This is a genomic window from Amycolatopsis sp. NPDC026612, from assembly GCF_040638285.1.
In the GTDB taxonomy this organism is placed as follows: Bacteria; Actinomycetota; Actinomycetes; order Mycobacteriales; family Pseudonocardiaceae; genus Amycolatopsis.
This window is the reverse complement of the sequence record NZ_JBEZYB010000006.1, coordinates 18,932-40,544: the sequence shown is the minus strand read 5'-3', so window position 1 is coordinate 40,544 and position 21,613 is coordinate 18,932. Positions and strand designations below refer to the sequence as shown.

The following is a 21,613-nucleotide window of genomic DNA, read 5'->3' as shown; positions in this document are numbered from 1 at the left end:
CGTCCCGGCGCAAGCCCCTGCCGGTGAAGATCCGCGCGCGAACCCGTCTCGGGGCTAGCGTGGCCGGATGCTGCGTGTCTCGCTGCTGGGCGAGCAGGTGATCGCCGACGACGAGTCCGGTGCCGTGCTGACGCGGTCGCCGCGCTCGGTGGCGCTCGTCGCCCACCTCGTCGTGCACGCCGGCCGGGCGCAGCCGCGGCGGCTGATCGCCGGGCTGTTCTGGCCCGACTCCACCGATGCCCAGGCATTGACCAACCTCCGCCGCGAGCTGCACCAGCTGCGCCGCGTTTTGGGCGACCCGCGCTCGCTCGCCGTCACCGGGCACGACCTGTGCTGGCGGGACACCCGCGAGAGCCGGGTGGACGTGCGGGAGTTCGACGTCGCCCGCCGGGCCGCGCTGGCCGCCGAGGACCCCGGCGAAGCCGTCGCCCACGCCCGGGCCGCGCTCGCGACCTACCGCGGCGAGCTGCTGCCCGGCCTGGCCGACGACTGGGTACTGGCGGCCCGCGCCGAGCTCGACCGCCAGTGCGTCGAACTGTGCGACCTGATCTGCCGGACGCCGTCGGGCGACCCCGCCGCCGCGCTCGCCGCGGCCCGGCGCCGGATCGCGTTGCGCCCCCTCGAAGAGACGGGCTACCGGACGCTGATGGGGCTGCAGGCCGAAGCCGGGGACCGGGCGGGCGCGGTGAGCACCTACCACCGGTGCGCGTCGGTCCTCGAGCGCGAGCTCGGCGTCGTGCCGGCCGAGCCGACCCGCACGGCGCTGCACCGGCTGCTCGCCCGGCCGGATCCCGAGCCCCGGCGGGCGGCGGCGCCCGGGCTCGTCGGCCGCGCCGCCGAGCTGGCCCGCCTCGGCGAGGGGTGGCGGACGGCCGCGGCGGGCCGCGCCGGGGTCGTCCTCGTGCGCGGCGACGCCGGGGTCGGCAAGACCCGGCTCGTGACCGAACTGGCCGGGATGGCGCGCGCCGAGGGCGCGGTCGTGGCCGCCGGCCGGTGCTTCGGCACGCCGGGGCGGCTCGCGCTGGCGCCGGTGGCCGACTGGCTGCGCACGCCGGCCGTGCAGCGGGCGGCGGCGCTGGACCCGGTGTGGCGCGCCGAGGTCGACCGGCTGCTGCCGGCCACGCGGCAGGCCGGCGCCGGGCCCCGGCGGGACGCGGGCGCGTGGCAGCGCCTGCGGTTCTTCGAAGGGCTGGCCCGCGCGCTCACCGCCGGCGGGCGGCCCGTGCTGCTGGTGCTCGACAACGCGCAGTGGTGCGACGAAGAGACGGGCGCGTTCCTCACGTTCTGCCTCGGCCTGCTGCCGGACGCGCCCCTGCTGATCGCCGCGACGCTGCGCGACGGCGAACCGGGTCCGGGCGCCGGGGTCTGGCCGGCTCAGCTGCGCGACGACGGCAGGCTGACCGAGCTGCCGCTGCGCCCGTTCGACGCCGTCGGCACGGCTCGCCTCGGCGAAGCGGTCGCCGGACGCCCCCTGTCCGCTTCGGACCGGGACCTGCTGTACGCGGCCACCGGCGGCTACCCGCTGTACGTCGTGGAAGCCTTGCGGGCACACGACTTCCCGCCCGCCGAAGGGCTGACCGCCGTGCTGCGGACGCGGCTCGAGCAGCCCGGCCCGGCGGCCCGGGAGATCGCCGGGCTCGCCGCCGCGGCCGGCCGGGACTGCACGCTCGACCTGCTCACCGAGGCGAGCGACCTGGACGCCGACACCGTCGTCGACGCGATCGACGAGCTGTGGCGGCGCCGGATCGTGCGCGAGTTCGGCGGCGCCTACGACTTCACCCACGACCTGCTGCGCGAGGCCGCCTACCAGCAGGTCAGCCCGCCGCGGCGGTGGCTGCTGCACCGGCGGCTGGCCCAGGGCCTGGAGCTGCTGCACGCCGAAGACACCGACGCCGTGGCGGCGCAGCTGGCCGAGCAGTACGCCCGCGGCGGCCGCCCGGACCGCGCCGTCACGCACTACCGGCGGGCCGCGGCCGTCGCGGCGAGCACCTTCGCCCACGCCGAAGCGATCCGGCTGCTGCGGGAGGCGCTGGCCCTCGTCCGCGCCCGGCCGGCGAGCGGCAACCGCGATCGGGACGAACTGGCCGTCCTCGAAGCGCTCGCCGGGCCCCTCAACGCCCACCAGGGCTACTCGTCGCCCGAGCTGCAGCACACCCTGGAACGGTCGCTCGCGCTCGCGGAGTCGCTGGGAGACCGCGAAGCCGCCCTCACCGCGCTGCTGGAGCTGTGGTCGTCCCGGTTCGTCCAGGGCCGGACGGTCCAGGCCTACCAGGCGGCCGAACGCGCCCTCGGGCTCCTCGTGCCCGGGACGAGCGCCGAGCAGGGCGGCTCCGTGCACTTCATCGTGGCGGGTTCGGCACTGAGCCTCGGCCACGACCCGGCCGAGGCACTGCGGCACTTCGAGCTGGGCGCCGAACGCACGCGCGGCGCGTCGTCGTGGCCGATCGGCACCCGGCCGGACGTGCACGGACCGGCCTGGACGGCGCACGCCCACTGGCTGCTCGGCCACGACGACGCGGCCGTGGCCTGCGGCGCCGAAGCGATCGCCCTCGCCCGCCGGATCGACCACCCCTACAGCCTGGCCATCGCGCTGGCGTACGCCGCCATCACCCACCAGATGCGCCGCGACCGGCGCGCGGTGGGGGCGGCCGTGGCCGAGCTGCAGGCGCTGTGCGACCGATACGGCTTCGCCTACTACCGGGAGTGGGCGCTGGTGCTGGGCGGCTGGTCCCGCGGCGGCGCGGCCGGGCTGGCCGCGGCGCAGGAAGGCGTCGCGAACCTCAAGGCCGAGGGGTCGTTCGCCCGGATGCCGTACTGGCTGGCGCTGGTCGCCGAGCTGTCCGCCCCGGCCGCGGCCCGCGCGACGCTGGACGCCGCGCTCGCCGCCGGCGAAGCCCGCGACGACCGCTGGTGGCTGCCGGAGGTGCTGCGGCTGAGGGCGGCGTACGACGCCGACCCGGTCCCCCGCCTGCGGGCGGCCGCGGAGCTGGCCCGCGCCCAGGGCAGCGTCGCCCTGCGGCGGCGGGCCGAAGCAGACCTGGGCGTGGTGTCCCCGCCCTGACCGGGGCGAACGGGCCGAACGCTGCGCGAACGCCCGCCGCTTACGTTCCCTCCGGTACCGGAAATCCGAGAGGGGCACCATGACCACCACCGCCTTGCCGCACGAGGAACTGGCCGCCGCACTGCGCGGCGACCTGATCACGCCGGCCGGCCCGGGCTACGACGAGGCCCGCGCCGTCTACAACGCCATGATCGACAAGCGGCCGGCGGCGATCGCCTACTGCCGCGACGCCGCCGACGTCGTCACCTGCGTCCGCTACGGCCGCGCTCAGGGCCTGGACCTGGCCGTGCGCGGCGGTGGCCACAACGCGGGCGGGCTCGGCGTCGCCGACGGCGCGCTGGTGATCGACCTGTCGCGGCTGCGCAGCACCACCGTCGACCCGGTGGAGCACACCGTGCGCGCCGACGCCGGCTGCACCTGGGGCGACGTCGACCACGCCACGGTCGCGTTCGGGATGGCGACGCCGTCGGGCATCGTCGCGTCCACCGGCGTCGCGGGGCTCACCCTCGGCGGCGGCATCGGCTACCTGGCCCGCCGCTTCGGCCTGACCGTCGACAACCTGCTCGGCGCGGACGTCGTGCTCGCGGACGGCTCGTTCGTGCACGCTTCGGAGTCTTCGCACCCCGACCTGTTCTGGGCCCTGCGCGGTGGCGGCGGCAACTTCGGCGTCGTCACGTCGTTCACCTTCCGCTGCCACGACATCGGCGAGCACGGCGTGGTCGTCGGCGGGCCGGTGCTGTACGACCTGGCCGACACGCCCGACGTGCTGCGCTGGTACCGCGAGCTGCTGCCGTCGCTGCCGGAAGAGCTGAGCGGCTGGTTCGGCCTGCTGACCGTGCCGCCGGCGCCCCCGTTCCCGGAAGAGCTGTGGGGCCGCAAGGCGTGCGGCATCGTCTGGTGTTACACGGGTTCGCACGAGAAGGCGGCCGAGGTGCTGGCGCCGGTCCGCTCGTTCGGCTCGCCGTTGCTGGTCGGCCTGCAGGAAATGCCGTACACGGCCCTGCAGGGCGCGTTCGACGGGCTGTACCCCGCCGGGCTGCAGTGGTACTGGCGCGCGGACGTGTTCCACGAGATCTCCGACGCGGCGATCGACATCCACGTCAAGCACGGCTCGACGTTGCCGACGATGCATTCGTCGATGCACCTGTACCCGATCGACGGCGCGGCGAGCCGGGTCGCCCCGGACGCGACGGCGTTCCCGCACCGGTCCGGGGGCTGGTCGGGCGTGATCGTCGGGGTGGACCCGTCGCCGGCCAACGCGGGCGCGATTTCCCAGTGGACCCGGGACTACTGGGAGGAACTGCACCCGACCTCGGCGGGCGGGGCGTACGTCAACTTCATGATGGAGGAAGGCCACGACCGCGTGAAGGCGTCCTACGGCGCGAACTACGACCGGCTGGCGGCGGTGAAGCGGCGGTACGACCCGGAGAACGTGTTCCACGTCAACCAGAACATCCGTCCGGCGTAGCGGTTCGGGGCTGACGGACGGCGGAGGCCGTCAGCCCCGGCCGAGGTACTCGTCGGCGTCGATGCGGAGGGCGCCGTCGTAGCGGATCACCGTGAGCACGTGCCGTTCGACCACAGCCGCGCCGCCGTCGCGGGGGTTCAGCGCGATGCGGACGGTGACCTGCGCGCCGCGCACCGACGGCGGGTCCAGGATGTCCACCCCGGTGTAGCGGCTCCAAAAGCGGTCGTAGCTCGGCCGGCCGCGCTGGTGCAGGTTCGGGCCGATCAGCGGCCAGCCGGCCGCGGTGTCCGGCATCGAGCGGTAGTAGCCGTCGACGAAGCCGATGAGGTCTTCGGCGACCGCCACCGTCGTTCCCGGTGGCCCGGACCGGCTCGCGGCCGGAGGCGCGAACGGCACGGTGACGCCGGGTGCCGTCTGCGGCGCACCGGCGACCGGCCCGAGTGGCCACCAGTGGTGCTCCCCGGCCGCGACCAGGTAGGTCACCACCAGTGCCAGTGCCCCGGCCACGGCGCCGAGCTTCGTGTAAGGACCTTCTCCCGACAAGGCGACTCCCGATTGTCGATGGAGTACGACCGCAGGAGTCGGCGCCGGGAAGGCCGTCGTTACGGCGGAGCCGGTGCGCGAATCACCGTGCGCGGCGGCGGTGGGAAGCTTTCAGGAGCGGAGGGCGCCGCGGCGGCGCTGCCAGTCGGTGACCGTGTCCAGACCGGCCTCGATCTCCTCGGTGAGCAGCGCCGCCAGCTGTGCGGCGACGTCGGTGCCCAGCAACTCCCCCACCCGGTCCAGCAGCGACAGCGCCTCCCACGGCGACGTCGCCAGCGAGCCCACCGTGACTCCCGGTTCCGGCGGGGTCAGGCCTTCTTCGAGCCCGAACCGCCCGGCCGCCAGCAGCGCCGCGACGACGAGGTGCGGCTGGGCGTCGGCGCCGGCGAAGCGGAACTCCAGGCGGCGGCTCGACGGCGGCCCGGCCACCCGCACCGAAGCCGTCCGGTCGTCGTGGCCCCAGCGGACCTCGCGGGGCGAAAACGGCGCCGTCCGCAGCCGGACGTAGCTGTTCCACGTCGGCGCCCACACCGCCGTCAGCGCCCGTGCGTCCCGGAGGACTCCCGCGAGGAACCCGCCGAGCAGATCCGGTTCCGAACCGTCCACAGCGGACAGGGACAGGTGCACGTGCCCGGAACTGCCCTGGCCCGGCTCCGGCGCCGCCAGGTAGTCGGCGGTGACGCCGTGCCGCGCGGCGGTCCGGCGCACGATCAGCTGCTGCAGCAGGACGTCGTCACAAGCGGCCAAGGCGTCGCGGTGGCGCAGCACGATCTCGTACTGGCCCGGGTGGCACTCGGCTCGCGCGGACTCGACGCCGAGCCCGGCCTCGTCCGCCGCCGCCCGCAGGTCGCGCAGCAGCGGCGTCAGGCGTTCGGTGCCGCCGAGCGCGTAGTCGACGCCGTGCGCCGTGAGCGGCGCGCCGAGCGAGTCGCGGAACACGACCTCGTGCTCGATGCCCACCGACGGCACCAGGCCCAGGCCCTCCAACGCCGCGAGCTGTCCTCGCAGCACCTCGCGCGGCGCCAGCTCCGCGACCGCCCCGGACGGCCACTCGGCGTCGCACACCACCGCCCAGGTCCGCTCGCCGAGCGGGATCCCGCTCGCCGGATCCGGCCGCATCCGCAGGTCGCCGAAGCCTTCGAGATAGCCGCCCAGCACGCCGGACGCCGGCAGCGGATCCCGCGACGGCGTCCAGGCGAAGACGTAGCTGCAGACGCCGTAGCCGTCGGCGAGGACTTCGGCCGCGAACGGGGCGGCGAGCTCCACCGCGGCGAACCGGGCGTGCGGGTCGGGGACCAGCAGGAGCAGCCGGGCGCCGTCCTCGGCGAGCACGCCGCGCAGCACCGCCTCCCCCGCCGCGGCCGCCGCGCGCCGGTCGGCCAGTGACCGCGGGCCTGCCGGCCGCGCGAACGCCGTCACCACGCGCCGCCCGGATCCGGGGCGTGCAGCGGGTTCGGCACCCGGCCCCAGCGGACGTCGAATTCGTCGTCGCGCTCGACCTTGTCGAAGCCCTGCCCGGCGAAGTGTTCCCGGTTGAGCGTCACGCGCTCGACGTCCGGGGCGAACAGGCGGCACGCGTCGAAGCGCGCGGCCACGTCCGGGTTCTCGTCGCGGTAGCGGACGGCGATCTCCCGCACCGGCGCCCAGAACGCCGCCCGCGGCAGGCCCAGTTCGTCGAGCAGGAGCTCGGCCCAGAACCGGAACTGGCCGGAGAACACCGAGCTGAACAGCGACTGCGCGAGCAGGTCCGCGGGCCAGCGCAGCATGTCCGCGGCCGCCTCGGGTGGCAGGCTCTCGTAGCTTTCGAACCGCTCGTCGAGCAGGTCGACACCCTGGGCGAAGTCCTTGATCAGCACCCGTTGCGGGACGCCGGCGGCGTCGACGACCAGGACGAGGTTCTGGCCGTGCGGGCAGAACCCGACGCCGTGGCGCAGCAGCCACTGCAGCAACGGCGTGAGCACGAGGTCGACCAGGCGCGTCAGCCAGGCGACGGGGTCGCCGTCGCCGATCAGGTGGGCCAGCACCGAGACGCCGTCGGGTCCGCGGTAGGGCAGGGCGGCGAACGAAATCGCGCGCTCCCCCGTCGCGAGCCGGATGGGCTCGCGCCACAAGGCACCCAGGGTTTCGTGGAACCGGTACGGCAGCTCCTCGAGGTGCCCGAACAGCGGGTGCTTCACCGACACGCTCGCGACTTCGCCGAGCAACCCGAACCGGTACTTTTCGGCCAGCAACGGGTCTTCGGCGCTGATCCGGCGCAGCCAGGACGTGACCGACGGCCCGGCGAGCGTCGCGGCGGAGTTCAGCCCGCGGTAGACGAGGGTGTTGCGCACCGACACCGCGGTCTTGACGTCGTGCCGGCCGGGCGTGCTGACGTTCGCCAGGGTCCGGACCGTCTGGTGCGGCCGGTAGGCGTCGGCGCTCTCCCCGAGGTCGATCACGACGCCGGTGGCGAGCTCGGCGGCGTAGAGCGTGCCGAGGATTTCGTCGGCCTGCCAGGGGTGCACCGGCACCCAGACGTAGCCGCCGGGGGCCCGCGACGCGAACTCCGTGCGCCGTTCGCCCAGCTCGGTGTCCAGCAACGCGTCCCGGCTCAGCTCGTCGACGCAGCGGAATTCGGCGTGGTCCGGGTGCACGGCGAACCAGCGCAACCGGATGTCCGCCCCCGCCTCGGGGGCGTACCGCGTGCGGTCGGCCGCGGAGAACCCGACGCGGCCCTTGTTGAGCACCAGCCGCGGGTGGCCGGTGAGGTGCCCGTCGGCGACGTTGTAGTCCATTGTGGACAAGTCGGCGGCGGTCGGCGCGCGGCGCAACCGGGCGGCCTCGTTGGCGACCGTCGCGGTCAGCTCGGCCAGGACGTCCGCCAGCCGCAGACCGGTCAGCCCGAGGACCTGCCGGGCGTCCACGACGAGGGTGCGCGGGTCGGTGACCGGCTCGCCGTTGCGGTACGCGCTGCCGGGCTCGACCGTCCAGGCGTCGAAGGCGCCGCGCCGGGCCCGGAACGTGTAGCCGGCGCCGGGCAGCTCCAGCCGGTACGCATCGCCGTCGGCCACCGGCTCCAGCATGTGCTCGTAGGACAGTTCGCCGAGCATCTTGTGCGTGATCAGGGCGCCGGCCGCGCGCCAGGCGGCGGTCTCGTCGATGGTCACTGGTCCTCCAGGCCGAACGTGGTGAAGGCGGTGCGGTCGGGCAGTTCGTGCACGGTCTTGCCGCACACGGCGTTGAGGATCACGGCCGCCCGCCACGCGCCGAGACCGAGGTCGGGAGCGCCGGGGCCGTGGGTGTGCCGTTCGGCGTTCTGCACGAACAGCGGCCCGGGCACGTCCAGGGCGACGCGGTGGTCGGCGCCGACTTCGAGGCGCCCGCGCCGGTCGCGGTGGACGGCGTCGCCGAGCCCGGCCAGCAGCGGCCCGGTCGGCGTCTCCGCGTACCCGGTGGCCGCGACGACGGCGGCGGTGCGCACGGTACCGCGGCGGCCCTGCTGGACGTGGCCCACGCCGAGTTCGATGGCTCCGTCCGCTCGGGACGCCGACACGACTTCGACGCCGGGGGTCAGCACCGCGCCGGGCGAGCCGGTGATGCTGCGGCGGTAGAGCTCGTCGTGGATCGCGCCGATCGTTTCGGCGTCGATGCCCTTGTACAGCTGCCACTGCGTCGGCAGCAGCCGGTCGCGGACGGCTTCGGGCAGGCCGTGGAAGTACGCGGTGTAGTCCGGGGTGAACTGCTCCAGCCCGAGCTTCGAGTACTCCATCGGCGCGAACGCGGGGGTCCGCGCCAGCCACCGCACTCCGTCCACAGTGGAGCGGGAGCGCAGGAGGTCGAGGACGACCTCGGCGCCGGACTGCCCGGACCCGACCACGGTGACGGTCTCGGCCGCGAGGAGCTCCTCCCGGTGCGTCAGGTAGTCGGCCGAGTGCAGGGCCAGGACGCCAGGCTCGGCGACGAGCCCGCGCAGCGGTTCCGGCACCGACGGCACCGAGCCGACGCCGAGCACGACGGCGTCGGCGAGCACCGGCTCGGTCCCGGCGACGGTCAGCTCGAACGCCGCCTCGACGTCGTCCCAGCGCACGCCGGTGACCTCGTGGCCGAACCGGCACGACGGGAGCCGCGCGGCGGCCCAGCGGCCGTAGTCGTCGTACTCGGCGCGCGCCGGGTGGAACCGCTCGGCGAAGTAGAACGGCAGCAGCCGGCCGCGGTCGCGCAGGTAGTTGAGGAAGGAGAAGGGGTTCGTCGGGTCGACCAGGGTGACCAGGTCGGCCAGGAACGGCACCTGCAGCGTCGCGCCCTCGATCAGCAGGCCGGGGTGCCAGCGGAACTCCGGGCGGGCGTCGAAGAAGACCGCGTCGAGGCCGTCGACGCCGGCGGCCAGTGCCGCGAGCGAGAGGTTGAACGGCCCGATCCCGATGCCGGCGAGGTGGTGGCGCCTCACGAAGCGACCGGGCTTTCCCGGCCGGCCACGAGTTCGGCGCCTGCCGTGGCGACGATCCGGTCGAGCAGCGGCCGGTAGTCGTCGGCGGTGGTGTGCGGGTGCAGCAGCGTCAGCTTGAGCCAGAGCTGGTTCCCGCCACCGGGTCCGGTGGGGAGCGCGGCCCGGCCGATGACGGCGGTACCCGCTTCGAGCAGCGCCCGGCGCACCCGCGCGACGAGCTCGTCACCGCCCGCCTCGTCGGCGACGGCCGGCCGAAGGACCACTGTGGACAGTTCCGGGGCCCCCCAGAGCCGCAGGCCGGGGTGCGCCTCGACGTGCCGGGCGACCTCCGTCGCGGTGGTGCAGCAGCGTTCGACGAGCGCGCCGAGGCCCTCGGTGCCGAGCGCGTGCACGGTGACGGCCATCCGGAAGGCGTCCGGCCGCCGGGACGTCCGGATCGAGCGGCCGAGCAGGTCCGGCAGACCGGCTTCGGTGTCGTCGTCGGCGTTGAGGTACTCGGCGCGGACGGTGAGCGCACCGAGGTCGGCGGCCTCACGAGCGGCGAAGAGCCCGGCGGCGACCGGCTGCCAGCCGAACTTGTGCAGGTCGAGCGCGACGGAGTCGGCCAGTTCGAGCCCGGCGAGCTTCGGCCGGAGGGCATCGCTGCACAGCGCCATGCCCCCGTAGGCCGCGTCGACGTGCAGCCGCGCCCCCTGGCGGCGGCAGATTCCGGCGATTTCGGGCAGCGGATCGAGGGTGCCGGTGTTGGTGGTGCCGGCGGTGGCGACGACGACGCTGCCCGGGGTGAGGACCGCCGCGAGGGCGTCCGGGAGCAGGCGATCACCCTCGCACGGGACGACGATCGGCGCGGGCAGGCCGAGCAGCCAGGCGGCGCGGGCGACGCTGTGGTGGGCGTTGGCCCCGCAGACCGGCTGGACGATGCCGGCTTCGCGGGCGAGGAGGAGGCCGAGGAGGTTGGACTCGGTGCCACCGGTGGTGACGACGGCATCCGGGTCGGCCGCCCCGGGGTAGCACAACCGGGCGATCCCGGCGGTGAATTCGCGCTCGAGTTCGCTGGCGACGGGCGCTTGGTCCCAGGAGTCCATGGAGGGGTTGAGCGCGCTCGCGACGACATCGGCGGCCACGGACACGGCGAGGGGCGGACAGTGCAGGTGAGCGGCGCAGGCGGGATCGGCGGGATCGGCGGAGCCGGCGGCGAGCAGGCGGCTGAGCTGTTCGAGCGCGGCTTCGGCCCCGACGCCGCGGCGGGGCAGGGCCCCGGTCCGGGTGGTCGACAGCCGGTCGGTGGCGGCCGGGGCAGCCGCCGGTGCGCCGTGCTCGGCCGGGGCAGCCGCCGGTGCGCCGTGCTCGGCCGGGGCAGCCGCCGGTGCGCCGGGCCCGGCCGGGGCAGCCGCCGGTGCGCCGGGCCCGGCCGGGGCAGCCGCCGGTGCGCCGGGCCCGGCGGCCGGCCTCGCGGTCACCGGCTCCGGCTCCGGCTCCCGCTCGCCACGCTCTGCCACCAGCGCCGCTGCCACCGCGGCCGGGCCGCCTGCCGGGACCGGGCCGCCGCGTTCGGCCACGCCCGCCGCCATTGCGCGCAGGGCCACCGGGATCAGCTCGCCGAGCCGGTCTGCGCCGCCGTCGCCTCCGGCCAGCCCGTCTGCCCGCATGTGCCCGCCTTCCTTAGGGTTGCCTTGCCTACGCTGCGCAACAGTACGGCGACCGATGGCTGCCTGTCATCCCCGTCCAGCATGCTCGACCGGGTGGCGGCGACGCGTCGGCCATCGGGAGTAGGTTCACCGCCAGGAGGTGATCAGCGTGCCCCGGTGGGACGTCCTGTCGGCGATCGGCGCCGGCGGCGCGCTCGGCAGCCTCGCCCGCTACGGCCTGTCGGTGGCGATCCCGCACGCGCGCGGCGAGTTCGCCGTCGCCACACTGCTCACCAACGTGCTCGGCTGCCTGCTCATCGGCGTCCTGATGGCGGTCCTGACGACCACCGCGCGCCCGCACCACCTCCTCCGGCCGTTCCTGGGCGTCGGGATCCTCGGCGGCTTCACGACGTTCTCCACGTTCGTGACCGACACCCTCGACGCGGCGACGACCGGGCGGATACTGGGTTCGCTGGCCTACGCGCTGGCGTCGGTGGCGCTGTGCCTGACCGCGGTGGCCGCCGGCCTGACGGCGGCTCGCGCGGTGCGAAAGGGACGCTGATGCAAGGACCCGCGACGCGACTGACGATCTACGTCGGCGATGACGACCACTGGCACCACAAGCCGCTCTACCACGAGATCGTCCGGCGGGCGCGGGACGCCGGGCTGGCCGGCGCTTCGGTGCTTCGCGGTGTCGAGGGCTATGGCGCGTCTTCGCTGATCCACACGACGCGGATCCTGTCGCTGTCGGACGACCTGCCCGTGGTGATCGTGATCATCGACGAAGAAGCGAAGCTGCGCGCGTTCCTGCCCCGGCTGGACGAGCTGATCGGCAACGGGCTGGTGACGCTCGATCAGGTCGAGGTCGTCCGGTACGGCGGGCGGCCCGGGTGACGCCGGTCCTCGTGGCCCTCGGCGGAGCGGCCGGCTCGATCCTGCGCTACCTGACCGACCGGCGGGTCCAGCAGTGGCGCGACTCGCCGTTCCCGTTCGGGACGCTGACGGTGAACGTGGCGGGCTCGTTCATCCTGGGCTTCCTGAGCGGCTGGCTCCTGCACGGCGCGGAGCCGTCGTCGGTCCGCGCCCTGGTGGCGGTGGGCTTCTGCGGCGGCCTGACGACGTTCTCGACCTTCGGCTACGAGACCGTCCGGCTGTTCCTGGAGAAGACGCGGCTGTACGCGGTGCTGAACGTGGTGGTGACGGTGGCCGCCGGCCTGGCGTCGGGTGCCGCCGGACTGGTGCTGGCCACCGGCACTTTCACGTGAAAGTGACACGGAGGCCGCCTCCGGGTCACTTTCACGTGAAAGTGCCGCCGGGTCAGCGCGGGGCCAGCCCCCGCACCTGCTCGAACGGGTCCTCGCCGGTCGGCAGCAACGCGATGATCGGCGTCGTCAGCCCGTTGTCCACGTAGGACTGCACCTGCTCGCGGCACGACTCGACGCTGCCGTGGATCACCAGTTCGTCGACGACGGCGTCCGGGATCACCTGGTTGGCCTGCTGCCGGTCGCCCGCCCTCCAGGCTTCGTGCATCGGGGCCAGTGCCTCCCCGCGGCCGAGCCAGTCGTGGAACGCCGCGTACACCGGGACCGTCAGGTAGCTCGAGATCAGCATCCGGCCCAGGCCGCGCGCCGCTTCCGCGTCCTCCGTGGGGCAGACGAAGATGCGGGCCGCGAGCTCGACGTCCGGGCCGATGACCGACCGGACGCGCGGCACGTCCGAGGCGGCCAGCCAGTTCGTGATCGCGCCGTCCGCTTCGCGGGCCGCCAGGCGCAGCATGCCCGGGCGCAGCGCCGCCAGCATGATCGACGGCGGCGGGTCGGCCGGGCGCTCCAGCCGGAACTTCGAGACGGCGAACGTCTCGTACTTTTCGCTGACCTTCTCCCCCGCCAGCGCCGAACGCAGGAAGCGCAGGGTGTCGCGAGACCGCGCGAACGGCTCCTCGAAGGCAGCCGCGTTCCAGTTCGAGACGATCACCGGGGACGACGCGCCGATACCGAGGACGAACCGGCCGGGCGCCAGCTCGGCGACCGTCGCCGCCTGCATCGCCAGCAGGCCGGGGCCGCGCGTGTACACCGGCACGATCGCCGTGCCCAGCCGCAGCTGGGGCGCCCACTGCGACGCCAGCACCAGCGGCGTGAACGCGTCCGCGCCCGCGGTCTCGGCCGTCCACGCGTCGGTGTAGCCGAGGTCCGGCAGCTGTTCGACCAGCTCGCGGTGCGCCGTCAGCGGCACCCCGGTCAGCGGAATCGTGAGGCCCCAGCGGCTCATGCGCAGCCCTCGCTGACGCTCAGCCCGGCACGAGCCGAAGGCGCAGTGTTGAATGATTCGCTCGCAGGCTCGCTCATGCAATCTCCTTGTCGACGGCGGAAAGCTCGCGCAGCAGCCAATCGACCTGCGTGCGCATCAGGTTCTCCGCGACCTCTTCGGCCTGCGGCGTCATGTGGGTGGCGCCCGCCAGCGGCAGGAAGACGTGCGGGCGGCCCTTGGCCAGCAACGCCGAGGACAGCCGCAAAGCGTGCGCGACGAACACGTTGTCGTCGGCCAGCCCGTGCACGATCAGCAGCGCGCGGCTCAGTTCGGCCGCGCTCTCGATCAGCGAGTTGTGCGCGTAGCTCTCCGGCTCGTCCTGGGGCTTGCCGAGGTAGCGCTCGGTGTAGTGGGTGTCGTACAGCGACCAGTCGGTGACCGGCGCCCCCGCGACCGCCGCGTGGAAGATGTCCGGGCGGCGCAGCACGGCCAGCGCCGACAGGTACCCGCCGTAGGACCAGCCGCGGATCGCGACGCGCTCGAGGTCCAGCTCCGGGAACTGCACCGCAGCCGCCTGCAGCGCGTCGACCTGGTCCTGCAACGTGACGTCGGCGAGGCGCCCGGCGATCTCGCGCTCCCAGACCGCACCGCGGCCGGGGGTGCCGCGGCCGTCCGCGACCAGCACCGCGAAGCCCTGGTCGGCCAGCCACTGCGAGGTCAGGAAACTGTTGCGGCTCTGCAGGACGCGCTGGGCGTGCGGGCCGCCGTACGGGTCGAGCAGCACCGGCAGCTTGCCTTCGCTCGGCTCGTACCCGCGCGGCAGGAGCAGCGCCGCACGGAGGTTGCGCTCGCCCAGCGTCAGCCAGGTCAGGTTCGGCACGACGTCCGGGTCCACAGTGGACGACGTGATCGACGCGACCGGCGCGCCGTCGCGCAGCACCGAGACGCGCGGGCCGCTGTGGTCCAGGCTCCACGACGAAAGCACGGTGACCGCGGCAGACCCGGCGCCGACGTGCACACCGTCCACACTGGACAGTCGGCGCACCGAAGCGCCTTCGGTGCGGAAGACGTGGATCTGGGTCGGGTCGTCCTCGGAGGCGCTGAAGAGGATCTCGTCACCGACGTCGAGCACGGCCCGCAGCTGCAGCCCGGGCGGGGTGACGGCCTCGCCGCCGACGAAGAGCCGGTGGTCGCCGTCGACCATGCCCTCGGCCACGAGCCGCCCGTCGGGGGTCCACGCCGGGACACCGCCGACGATGTCGATCCAGTGCTGGTCGGTGGCGGTGTGCACGACCGACGTCGTGCCGTCGGTGACGTCGAGGGCGAGGACGTCCATCCGCTTCTGGTCGCGCGGCTGCACGGCGAGCAGCGGCGCCCCACCGGCCGGCCAGTGCACCGAGGCCAGGTACTCCCACTCGCCGGGCTCGACGTCCACGCGCGAGCCGTCGAGACCGAGGATCGCCAGGGACACCAGCGCGTTCGTGGTGCCCGCGGCCGGGTAGGCGACGACGTTCGCCGGGTGCTGCGGGTGGGCGGGGTCGGCGATGGTCCAGCGCGGGACCGGCCCGCGGTCGGCGCGCTCGGCCAGGATGCCGCGGCCGTCCGGGGCCCACCAGTAGCCGCGGGTGCGGTCCATCTCCTCGGCGGCGATGAACTCGGCCAGCCCCCAGGCGATGTCCTCGCCGTCCTCCTCGACCAGCACCCGGTCGTCGCCGGTGGCCAGCTCCAGCACGTGCAGCCGCCGGTGCTGCACGTAGGCGACGTGCGTGCCGGCGGGGTTCGGCCGGGGATCGATGACGGCGCCGTCGACGCGCAGCGTCACCTCGCCGGTGGCCAGGTCGAGGGTGTAGAGCTTGCCGGAAAGCGAGAACACCGCGACGGTGAAGCCCGCGTCGACGCCGTAGTGGACGACCCCGCCGCCGGACTCGCGGGCCCGTTCGCGCCGCGCGCGCTCTTCGACGGGCAGCTCCTCCTCGCCGGGCAGCAGCTCGGCGGCGTCGACGAGCTTGGTCTCGGTGCCGGTCGCCAGGTCGGCCGACCAGAGGCTGTGCCGGGGGTCGGTACCCGACTCCGCGCGCAGGAACAGCACGCGGGAGCCGTCCGGGGCGACCCGGAACTCCTTCGGCGCGCCGAGGGTGAAGCGCTGGGTCCGGGCCTGTTTGCGGAGGAACGGGAGGTCGTCGACATCGGTCACGCCCGCACTCTTCCAGACGATCACGACGAGACGCCAACACCCTTCAGCTTCACCAGTTCGGCGTCGACGTCGTAATCCGGCTCCGGGAACCGCGGCTTCAGCTCCGCGAGCGTCTCGATCAGCAGCTCGGCCACGGCCCAGTTGCGGTACCACTTGTGGTCGGCGGGCACCGCGTACCAGGGCGCGCCGGCGGTCGAGGTCCGCTTGAAGATGTCGGCGTAGGCGTCCTGGTAGGCGGGCCAGTGCGAGCGCGCGTCGAGGTCGCCCGGGTTGTACTTCCAGCGTTTCTCGGGCGTGACGAGCCGGGCCTTGAGCCGCTTGAGCTGCTCCTCCGGCGAGATGTGCAGGAACACCTTGACCACGGTGGTGCCCGCTTCGGCGAGTTCCTCCTCGAACGCGGTGAGCTCGGCGTACCGACGGCGCCGCTCGGCCGCCGTGAGCAGGCCGCTCACCCGCGGGACCAGGATGTCTTCGTAGTGGGAACGGTCGAAGACGCCGATCTGGCCGGGAGCGGGCAGCTGCTTGCGGATCCGCCACAGGTAGTGGTGCCGCTGTTCGGCGGCGGTCGGCTTCTTGAACGCCGCGTACCGGACACCCATCGGGTTCACCAGGCCGAGGACGTGGGAGACCGTGCCGCCCTTGCCGGAGGTGTCCATGCCCTGGAGCACGAGCAGGACACTGCGCCGGCCGCCGCCGGCGCCCTCGGCGTACAGCGCCTCCTGCAGCGAGGAGAGCCGTTCGCCCGCGCTGTCGAGCCCCGCGCGGGCCTTGGCTTTCTTGCCGGGCCCGACCGGGGTCGCGCCCGGATCCGGCAGGTCCGCGTCGATCCGCAGCGCGTCCCGGACCCGGCTTCCGTCGTCCTTCTTGGCCATCCCGTGACGATAACGACCCGGGCACCGGCGCACCGGGTGAAACACCCGGCGAGCAGCGTGCAACGATCAGATGGTCCGATGCGGTTTTTGCGCAATGAACAACGTGTTAAAGCAACGATTCCCGGCTGAATTCTGCGCATTCTGCCTCTAACCTGAACACATGACGACGTTCGCCGGCCGGGAGACCGCCGCCAGCTTCATCGAGCTCGACGAGCAGTGGAGCACGCACAACTACCACCCGCTGCCCGTCGTGATCGCCGAAGCCTCGGGCGCCACGGTGACCGACGTCGAAGGCCGGTCGTACCTCGACTTCCTGTCCGGGTACTCGGCGCTGAACTTCGGCCACCGCCACCCGGACCTGATCGCCGCCGCCGTCGGCCAGCTCGGCCGCGTCACCCTCACGTCGCGGGCGTTCCACCACGACCAGCTCGGCCTGTTCTGCCGGGAGCTGGCCGAACTGACCGGCACCGAGCTGGTGCTGCCGATGAACTCCGGCGCCGAAGCCGTCGAGTCCGCGGTCAAGATCGCCCGCAAGTGGGCGCACCGGGTCAAGGGCGTGCCCGACGGCACCGCCGAGATCATCGTCGCCGACTCGAACTTCCACGGCCGGACCACCACGATCGTGTCGTTCTCGACCGACGAGACCGCCCGTGCCGACTTCGGCCCGTTCACCCCCGGCTTCGTCACCGTGAAGTACGGCGACGCCGCCGCCCTGCGCGACGCCATCACCCCGCGCACCGCCGCGGTGCTCCTCGAGCCCGTGCAGGGCGAGGCCGGCGTCATCGTGCCACCGGAGGGCTACTTCGCCGACGTCCGCGCGGCCTGCGACGAGCACGGCGTGCTGCTGATCGCCGACGAGATCCAGTCCGGGCTGGCCCGCACCGGCACCGTGCTGGCGCTGGACCACGAGGGCGTCCGCGCCGACGTCTACACCCTCGGCAAGGCCCTCGGCGGCGGCATCCTGCCGGTGTCCGCGGTGGCCGGCCGCCGGGACGTGCTCGGCGTGCTGAAGCCGGGCGAACACGGCTCGACCTTCGGCGGCAACCCCCTGGCCTGCGCGGTCGGCCGCGCGGTCGTCCAGCTGCTGCGGACCGGCGAGTTCCAGCAGCGCGCCACCGAACTGGGCGCCCACCTGCACAGCCGGCTGACCGCGTTGATCGGGCACGGGCTGTCGGAGGTCCGCGGCCGCGGGCTGTGGGCGGGCATCGACATCACCCCCGGCGGTCCCGAAGGGCGCGCGGCGTCCGAGGCGCTGGCCGCCCGCGGCGTGCTGTGCAAGGAGACGCACGAGCGCACCCTGCGCGTCGCCCCGCCGCTGGTGATCACGCGCGCGGAGCTGGATCGCGGCATCGACGCGATCGCCGAAGTGATCCGCCCCTGAGCCACCCGGGTGCCGCCGTGTGAGCCTCCCGCCGCGGCGGCATCCGGGGACGAATCGTCCCCTTCGCCCGTTGAGCCGGGCATGGGATCTTGGGTCGAACGGCCGCTCGTCGGCACCGGCAGCGTGACACCGGCCGAGCTGTACGAACTGGGGAAGCGGCTCCGGGAAAAGATACCGGCCACGGCGCACGACCACGAGGCGGCCGGCGCCGGCCGGCCCGCGCCGCGCGAGTACTTCGACGCCACCAACGCCGGACGGCTGCCCGAGCTGGTCGAACTGCGGCGGGAACGGATGCTCGCGTCGCCGTTCACGTTCTTCCGCGGCGCGGCCGGGCTGATGGGTGCCGACCTCGCCGGCACGCCGTCGTCCGGGGTCACCGCGCAGCTCTGCGGCGACGCGCACGCGGCGAACTTCGGGCTCTACGGCACGCCCGAGGGCCGGATCGTGATGGACATCAACGACTTCGACGAGACCGTGCCGGGTCCCTGGGAATGGGACCTCAAGCGGCTCGCGGCCAGTCTCGTGCTCGCCGGCCGCGAAGGCGGCATCCGCGAGTCCGGGTGCCGCCAGGCCGCTGAAGACGCCGTGAAGTCCTACCGCCGGACCGTCCGCGCGCTGGCCGAGCTGCCGTTTCTACGGAGCTGGAACGCGCTGCCGGACTCGTCGGTGCTGTCGAAGGCACGGGCCGACGAGCTGATCGACGACTTCGCCGACGCCGCCGGGAAAGCCCGCAAGAACGGCAGCGCGAAGGTCGCGGCGAAGTGGACCGAGCGGGTGGACGACCACCGGACCGGCCTGTCCCGCCACCGGTTCGTCGCGGACCCCCCGGTGCTGACGCACGTCGACGAGGAAACCGCCGAGGCCGTCGCCGCCGGCCTGGTGTCCTATGTGGACACCCTGCGCGAGTCGCGGCGCACGCTGATCGCGCGGTACCGGCTCGCCGACGTCGCCTTCCGCGTCGTCGGCACGGGCAGTGTCGGGCTGCGCAGCTACGTCGCCCTGCTGCACGGCAACGACGACGAAGACCTGGTGCTGCAGGTCAAGCAGGCGCAGAAACCCGCACTGGCGCCGTACCTCGACCTGCCGGCCGCGGAGCACGAAGGCCGCCGGATCGTCGACGGCGCCCGGCTCGTGCAGGCCGAGACCGACATCCTGCTCGGCTGGACCACGATCGACGGCGTCCCGTTCATCGTCCGGCAGTTCCGGAACCTCAAGGGCGACATCGACCCCGTGGAGCTGGAGAAGGACCACCTCGACGACTACGGCAGGCTGGCCGGGGCACTGCTCGCCCGCGCCCACACGCGGTCGCTGCACCCGAAACTGCTCTCCGGCTACTTCGCCGACGACTCGGAGCTCGACGAGGTGCTGGGAGCATATGCCGTGCGGTACGCCGACCAGACGGAGGCCGACCACGCCGCCTTTTCCCGCAACTGACGGACAGGGTGCCGGTCAACACTGGAGATCGACTTCCTCGCCGTGCTAGATCTGCGCAACCGGTGACGGCAAGGAGGCGGCGTGGCGGATCTCAAGCGGCGGTCGGTGCTCACGGGAGCGGTCGCGACGGCCCTGGCGGCCACGGCGGCACCCGCACTGGCGGCTCCCCCGCGGCGGGCGTTCCGGCTCGGCGTCAACTACACGCCGTCGACGCGCTGGTTCCACCTGTGGGAGGACTGGCGCGAAGCCGACCTGCGCCGCGACCTCGACGACATCGCCGCACTCGGGCTCGACCACATCCGGATCATGCTGCTGTGGCCGGCCTTCCAGCCGGAGCCGCACCTGATCAGCGGCGAGAAGCTCGACCGGCTGGAGCAGTTCCTCGGCTACGCGGACGCGGCCGGCCTCGACGTCGAGGTCACGGTGTTCAACGGGCACATTTCGGCCCGCTACTGGACGCCCAACTGGCTGCAGACCACGCCCAAGCCGGTGAACTGGTTCACCGACCCGGCGGCCCTCGACGCGCAGCGGACGCTGTTGCGGGCCCTCGCCGAACGGATCGGCGGCCACCCGCGCTTCCTCGGTTTCGACCTGTCGAACGAGCCGTACTACTACTGGGACGACTTCGCCGGCCTGTTCGTCACCCAGGCGCAGGCCGACGCGTGGGCGCGCACGCTGTGTGCCACCGCCGAGGAAGTGGCGCCCGGCAAGGCACACACGGTCGGCTGCGACCGGGCACCGTGGGACAACGGCACCTACTTCACCCGCCCCGGGCTGGCGGACGCCGGGAACGTGGTGGCGATCCACCCGTGGACGTCGTTCCTCGGCACGCTGAAGACCGACCCGCTGGGCCCGGTCGCGACCCACAACGCGGAACGGCTGATCCAGGTGGCGCAGGCGTACGCGACGGACCCGGCGCGCCGCGTCTGGATCCAGGAGGACGGCGCGGCACCGTCGATCCACTTCAGCGACGCGACCCGCCCCCAGTACGGCGAATGGCTGTCCCGTTCGATCCGCAACGCGGCTTCCTGCGCCCACACCCTGGGCTTCACTTGGTGGTGCTCCCACGACGTGCACCCTTCGCTGGTGCCGAACCTGAACCCGCTGGAGTACGACCTCGGGTTGTACACGAACGACCGCAAGCTGAAGCCCGCCGGCCGGGCGTTGCGGGCCTTGGTGACCGAGTTCGACCGGACCCCGCCGACACCGGCCCCGCGCCCGACGGCGATCGTGGTCCCGGACCTCTTCCCGACCTGGGGCAACGACCGGTTCTTCAAGCTGGCCGCCGAGGGGAAGCGGGTGGCGTTCGTGCTGCAGAGCCGCGCTTCGGACGCGAACCACCTTCGCGCTCGGGGCATCACCGAGCTCATCCAGCCGTGACCAGCGCGGCGACGTCCGCCGCGCAGCCCCAGGCCAGCGTGATCCCCGCTCCCCCGTGGCCGTAGCAGTGCACCAGGTCGCCTTCCCGCTCCAGCCGCACTTCGCGCCGGAACGGGCGCAGGCCCACCAGTGACCGCAGCACCGCCGCCCCGGCCAGCCGCGGTTCCAGGGCGCGACAGCGGCGCAGGATGTCCGCCGTCACCGCCGGGTTCGGGTCGGTGTCGCCGCGACCCGGCTCCTCCGTGCCGCCGCACACGACGTGGCCGCCGTGCGGGATCACGTACGTCACGCCCGGGCCGGTCTCGTCGACCACGAACCCCGGCAGGCCCGGGTCGGTGAGGTGCACGACCTGGCCGCCGACCGGGACCATCGAGGCGTCGCCCGCCAACGGGCCCGCGCCGAGACCCGCCGCGTTGACCACGACATCCGCACCGAGGCCGGCCAGTGACGTCAGGGACCGGTACTCGACGCGCACGCCCAGCGCGGCCACGCGGGCGAGCAGCCAGACGAGGTACACCGGCGTGTCGACCACCGCCGTCCTGAACTCCACGCGGTCGCCGTCGCGGACCGCGTCCTCCAACGCCGGGAGCCACTGCGGGTCCGGCTCGCCCGCCGCCAGCAGGACCCGGCCGCGGCGGAAGCGCACCCCCGGCGCGTCCTGCCCACGGAACACCGCGAGGCTCGCCGCGGTCCAGCGCACGACCCGCTCGTCCGCGCCTCGTGCTGTGACATCCGGGGCTACGCCCCGAGCCGGGGGCTCCGCCACCCGGGACCCCCCGAAAGCCGGGGGCGGGTACACCACCCCACCAGCGACGGCCGACGTCGTCTCCCGCGGCGGAGCCGCCGCCACCACCGCGACGTCGTGGCCCGCTTCCGCCAGCCGGTACGCGCAGCTCAGGCCGACCATCCCGGCCCCCGCGACTGTGATCCGCATGCGTTCCTCCGTACGAAATCCGCAGCCCGCATCGTGGCAGACGGG

17 protein-coding genes are annotated in these 21,613 nt (G+C 73.9%); 8 read left to right on the top strand and 9 right to left on the bottom strand.

Annotated elements, in window-relative coordinates:
- Positions 1–67: 67 nt before the first annotated feature.
- The gene (locus AB0F15_RS08560; RefSeq protein WP_360267274.1) at positions 68–3,061 is read left to right on the top strand and encodes an AAA family ATPase; all 2,994 of its coding nucleotides are present in this window, start codon (positions 68–70) and stop codon (positions 3,059–3,061) included.
- A 79-nt stretch (positions 3,062–3,140) separates the two neighbouring features.
- Positions 3,141–4,529, top strand: coding sequence for an FAD-binding oxidoreductase (locus AB0F15_RS08555; protein WP_360267271.1), 1,389 nt, complete (start codon positions 3,141–3,143; stop codon positions 4,527–4,529).
- 30 nt (positions 4,530–4,559) lie between these two features.
- On the opposite strand, the gene AB0F15_RS08550 is transcribed toward AB0F15_RS08555, so the two are convergent.
- From AB0F15_RS08550 to AB0F15_RS08530, 5 genes are all read right to left on the bottom strand, one after another.
- The gene (locus AB0F15_RS08550) at positions 4,560–5,072 is read right to left on the bottom strand and encodes a hypothetical protein (RefSeq protein WP_360267269.1); all 513 of its coding nucleotides are present in this window, start codon (positions 5,070–5,072) and stop codon (positions 4,560–4,562) included.
- Positions 5,073–5,183: 111 nt separating this feature from the next.
- Positions 5,184–6,491 carry a glutamine synthetase gene (locus tag AB0F15_RS08545; RefSeq protein WP_360267266.1) on the bottom strand — a complete coding sequence of 436 codons (1,308 nt, stop codon included), beginning with the start codon at positions 6,489–6,491 and terminating at the stop codon, positions 5,184–5,186.
- Positions 6,488–8,218: an IucA/IucC family protein gene (locus AB0F15_RS08540; protein WP_360267263.1), complete on the bottom strand. Its 1,731-nt coding sequence runs from the start codon at positions 8,216–8,218 to the stop codon at positions 6,488–6,490. Before AB0F15_RS08540 ends, AB0F15_RS08545 begins: the two co-directional genes overlap by 4 nt.
- Positions 8,215–9,498, bottom strand: coding sequence for a SidA/IucD/PvdA family monooxygenase (locus AB0F15_RS08535; RefSeq protein WP_360267259.1), 1,284 nt, complete (start codon positions 9,496–9,498; stop codon positions 8,215–8,217). Before AB0F15_RS08535 ends, AB0F15_RS08540 begins: the two co-directional genes overlap by 4 nt.
- Positions 9,495–11,147 carry an aminotransferase class V-fold PLP-dependent enzyme gene (locus tag AB0F15_RS08530; RefSeq protein WP_360267256.1) on the bottom strand — a complete coding sequence of 551 codons (1,653 nt, stop codon included), beginning with the start codon at positions 11,145–11,147 and terminating at the stop codon, positions 9,495–9,497. The genes AB0F15_RS08535 and AB0F15_RS08530 overlap by 4 nt, the downstream gene beginning before the upstream one ends.
- A gap of 139 nt (positions 11,148–11,286) precedes the next feature.
- On the opposite strand from AB0F15_RS08530, the gene AB0F15_RS08525 reads away from it, so the two are divergent.
- The 3 genes from AB0F15_RS08525 to crcB are packed head-to-tail and all read left to right on the top strand — an operon-like array spanning position 11,287 to position 12,391.
- Positions 11,287–11,688, top strand: a complete 402-nt coding sequence (locus AB0F15_RS08525) for a CrcB family protein (RefSeq protein ID WP_360267253.1) — start codon at positions 11,287–11,289, stop codon at positions 11,686–11,688.
- The gene (locus AB0F15_RS08520; RefSeq protein WP_360267250.1) at positions 11,688–12,020 is read left to right on the top strand and encodes a DUF190 domain-containing protein; all 333 of its coding nucleotides are present in this window, start codon (positions 11,688–11,690) and stop codon (positions 12,018–12,020) included. Before AB0F15_RS08525 ends, AB0F15_RS08520 begins: the two co-directional genes overlap by 1 nt.
- A complete protein-coding gene (crcB, locus tag AB0F15_RS08515) occupies positions 12,017–12,391 on the top strand; it encodes a fluoride efflux transporter CrcB (RefSeq protein ID WP_360267247.1) in 375 nt (124 codons plus the stop codon). The genes AB0F15_RS08520 and crcB overlap by 4 nt, the downstream gene beginning before the upstream one ends.
- Before the next feature lie 52 nt (positions 12,392–12,443).
- On the opposite strand, the gene AB0F15_RS08510 is transcribed toward crcB, so the two are convergent.
- The 3 genes from AB0F15_RS08510 to AB0F15_RS08500 form a co-directional block, all read right to left on the bottom strand.
- On the bottom strand, positions 12,444–13,394 hold the full coding sequence (locus AB0F15_RS08510; RefSeq protein ID WP_360267245.1) for an LLM class F420-dependent oxidoreductase: 951 nt from the start codon (positions 13,392–13,394) through the stop codon (positions 12,444–12,446).
- A 73-nt stretch (positions 13,395–13,467) separates the two neighbouring features.
- Positions 13,468–15,567, bottom strand: a complete 2,100-nt coding sequence (locus AB0F15_RS08505) for a prolyl oligopeptidase family serine peptidase (protein ID WP_360267243.1) — start codon at positions 15,565–15,567, stop codon at positions 13,468–13,470.
- Between the two features lie 20 nt (positions 15,568–15,587).
- Positions 15,588–16,439, bottom strand: coding sequence for a PPK2 family polyphosphate kinase (locus tag AB0F15_RS08500; protein ID WP_360267240.1), 852 nt, complete (start codon positions 16,437–16,439; stop codon positions 15,588–15,590).
- Between the two features lie 160 nt (positions 16,440–16,599).
- Between AB0F15_RS08500 and rocD the strand changes: the two genes are divergently transcribed.
- The 3 genes from rocD (at position 16,600) to AB0F15_RS08485 (ending at position 20,634) form a co-directional block, all read left to right on the top strand.
- Positions 16,600–17,820, top strand: coding sequence for an ornithine--oxo-acid transaminase (rocD, locus tag AB0F15_RS08495; RefSeq protein WP_360267238.1), 1,221 nt, complete (start codon positions 16,600–16,602; stop codon positions 17,818–17,820).
- 81 nt (positions 17,821–17,901) lie between these two features.
- Entirely contained in the window at positions 17,902–19,254 is a 1,353-nt protein-coding gene (locus AB0F15_RS08490; RefSeq protein WP_360267235.1) for a DUF2252 domain-containing protein, read from the top strand.
- An 81-nt stretch (positions 19,255–19,335) separates the two neighbouring features.
- On the top strand, positions 19,336–20,634 hold the full coding sequence (locus tag AB0F15_RS08485; RefSeq protein ID WP_360267232.1) for a hypothetical protein: 1,299 nt from the start codon (positions 19,336–19,338) through the stop codon (positions 20,632–20,634).
- On the opposite strand, the gene AB0F15_RS08480 is transcribed toward AB0F15_RS08485, so the two are convergent.
- A complete protein-coding gene (locus AB0F15_RS08480; protein WP_360267229.1) occupies positions 20,621–21,568 on the bottom strand; it encodes an FAD-dependent oxidoreductase in 948 nt (315 codons plus the stop codon). The two genes, AB0F15_RS08485 and AB0F15_RS08480, sit on opposite strands and share 14 nt — an antisense overlap.
- Between the last annotated feature and the right edge of the window lie 45 nt (positions 21,569–21,613).

Bases quoted from the DNA above. Each gene is read 5' to 3' on its own strand.
- AB0F15_RS08510 (WP_360267245.1), bottom strand. From the start codon at position 13,394: ATGAGCCGCTGGGGCCTCACGATTCCGCTGACCGGGGTGCCGCTGACG.
- AB0F15_RS08520 (WP_360267250.1), top strand. From the start codon at position 11,688: ATGCAAGGACCCGCGACGCGACTGACGATCTACGTCGGCGATGACGAC.
- AB0F15_RS08560 (WP_360267274.1), top strand. From the start codon at position 68: ATGCTGCGTGTCTCGCTGCTGGGCGAGCAGGTGATCGCCGACGACGAG.
- rocD (WP_360267238.1), top strand. From the start codon at position 16,600: ATGACGACGTTCGCCGGCCGGGAGACCGCCGCCAGCTTCATCGAGCTC.
- AB0F15_RS08480 (WP_360267229.1), bottom strand. From the start codon at position 21,568: ATGCGGATCACAGTCGCGGGGGCCGGGATGGTCGGCCTGAGCTGCGCG.
- AB0F15_RS08530 (WP_360267256.1), bottom strand. From the start codon at position 11,147: ATGCGGGCAGACGGGCTGGCCGGAGGCGACGGCGGCGCAGACCGGCTC.
- AB0F15_RS08500 (WP_360267240.1), bottom strand. From the start codon at position 16,439: ATGGCCAAGAAGGACGACGGAAGCCGGGTCCGGGACGCGCTGCGGATC.
- AB0F15_RS08490 (WP_360267235.1), top strand. From the start codon at position 17,902: ATGGGATCTTGGGTCGAACGGCCGCTCGTCGGCACCGGCAGCGTGACA.
- AB0F15_RS08555 (WP_360267271.1), top strand. From the start codon at position 3,141: ATGACCACCACCGCCTTGCCGCACGAGGAACTGGCCGCCGCACTGCGC.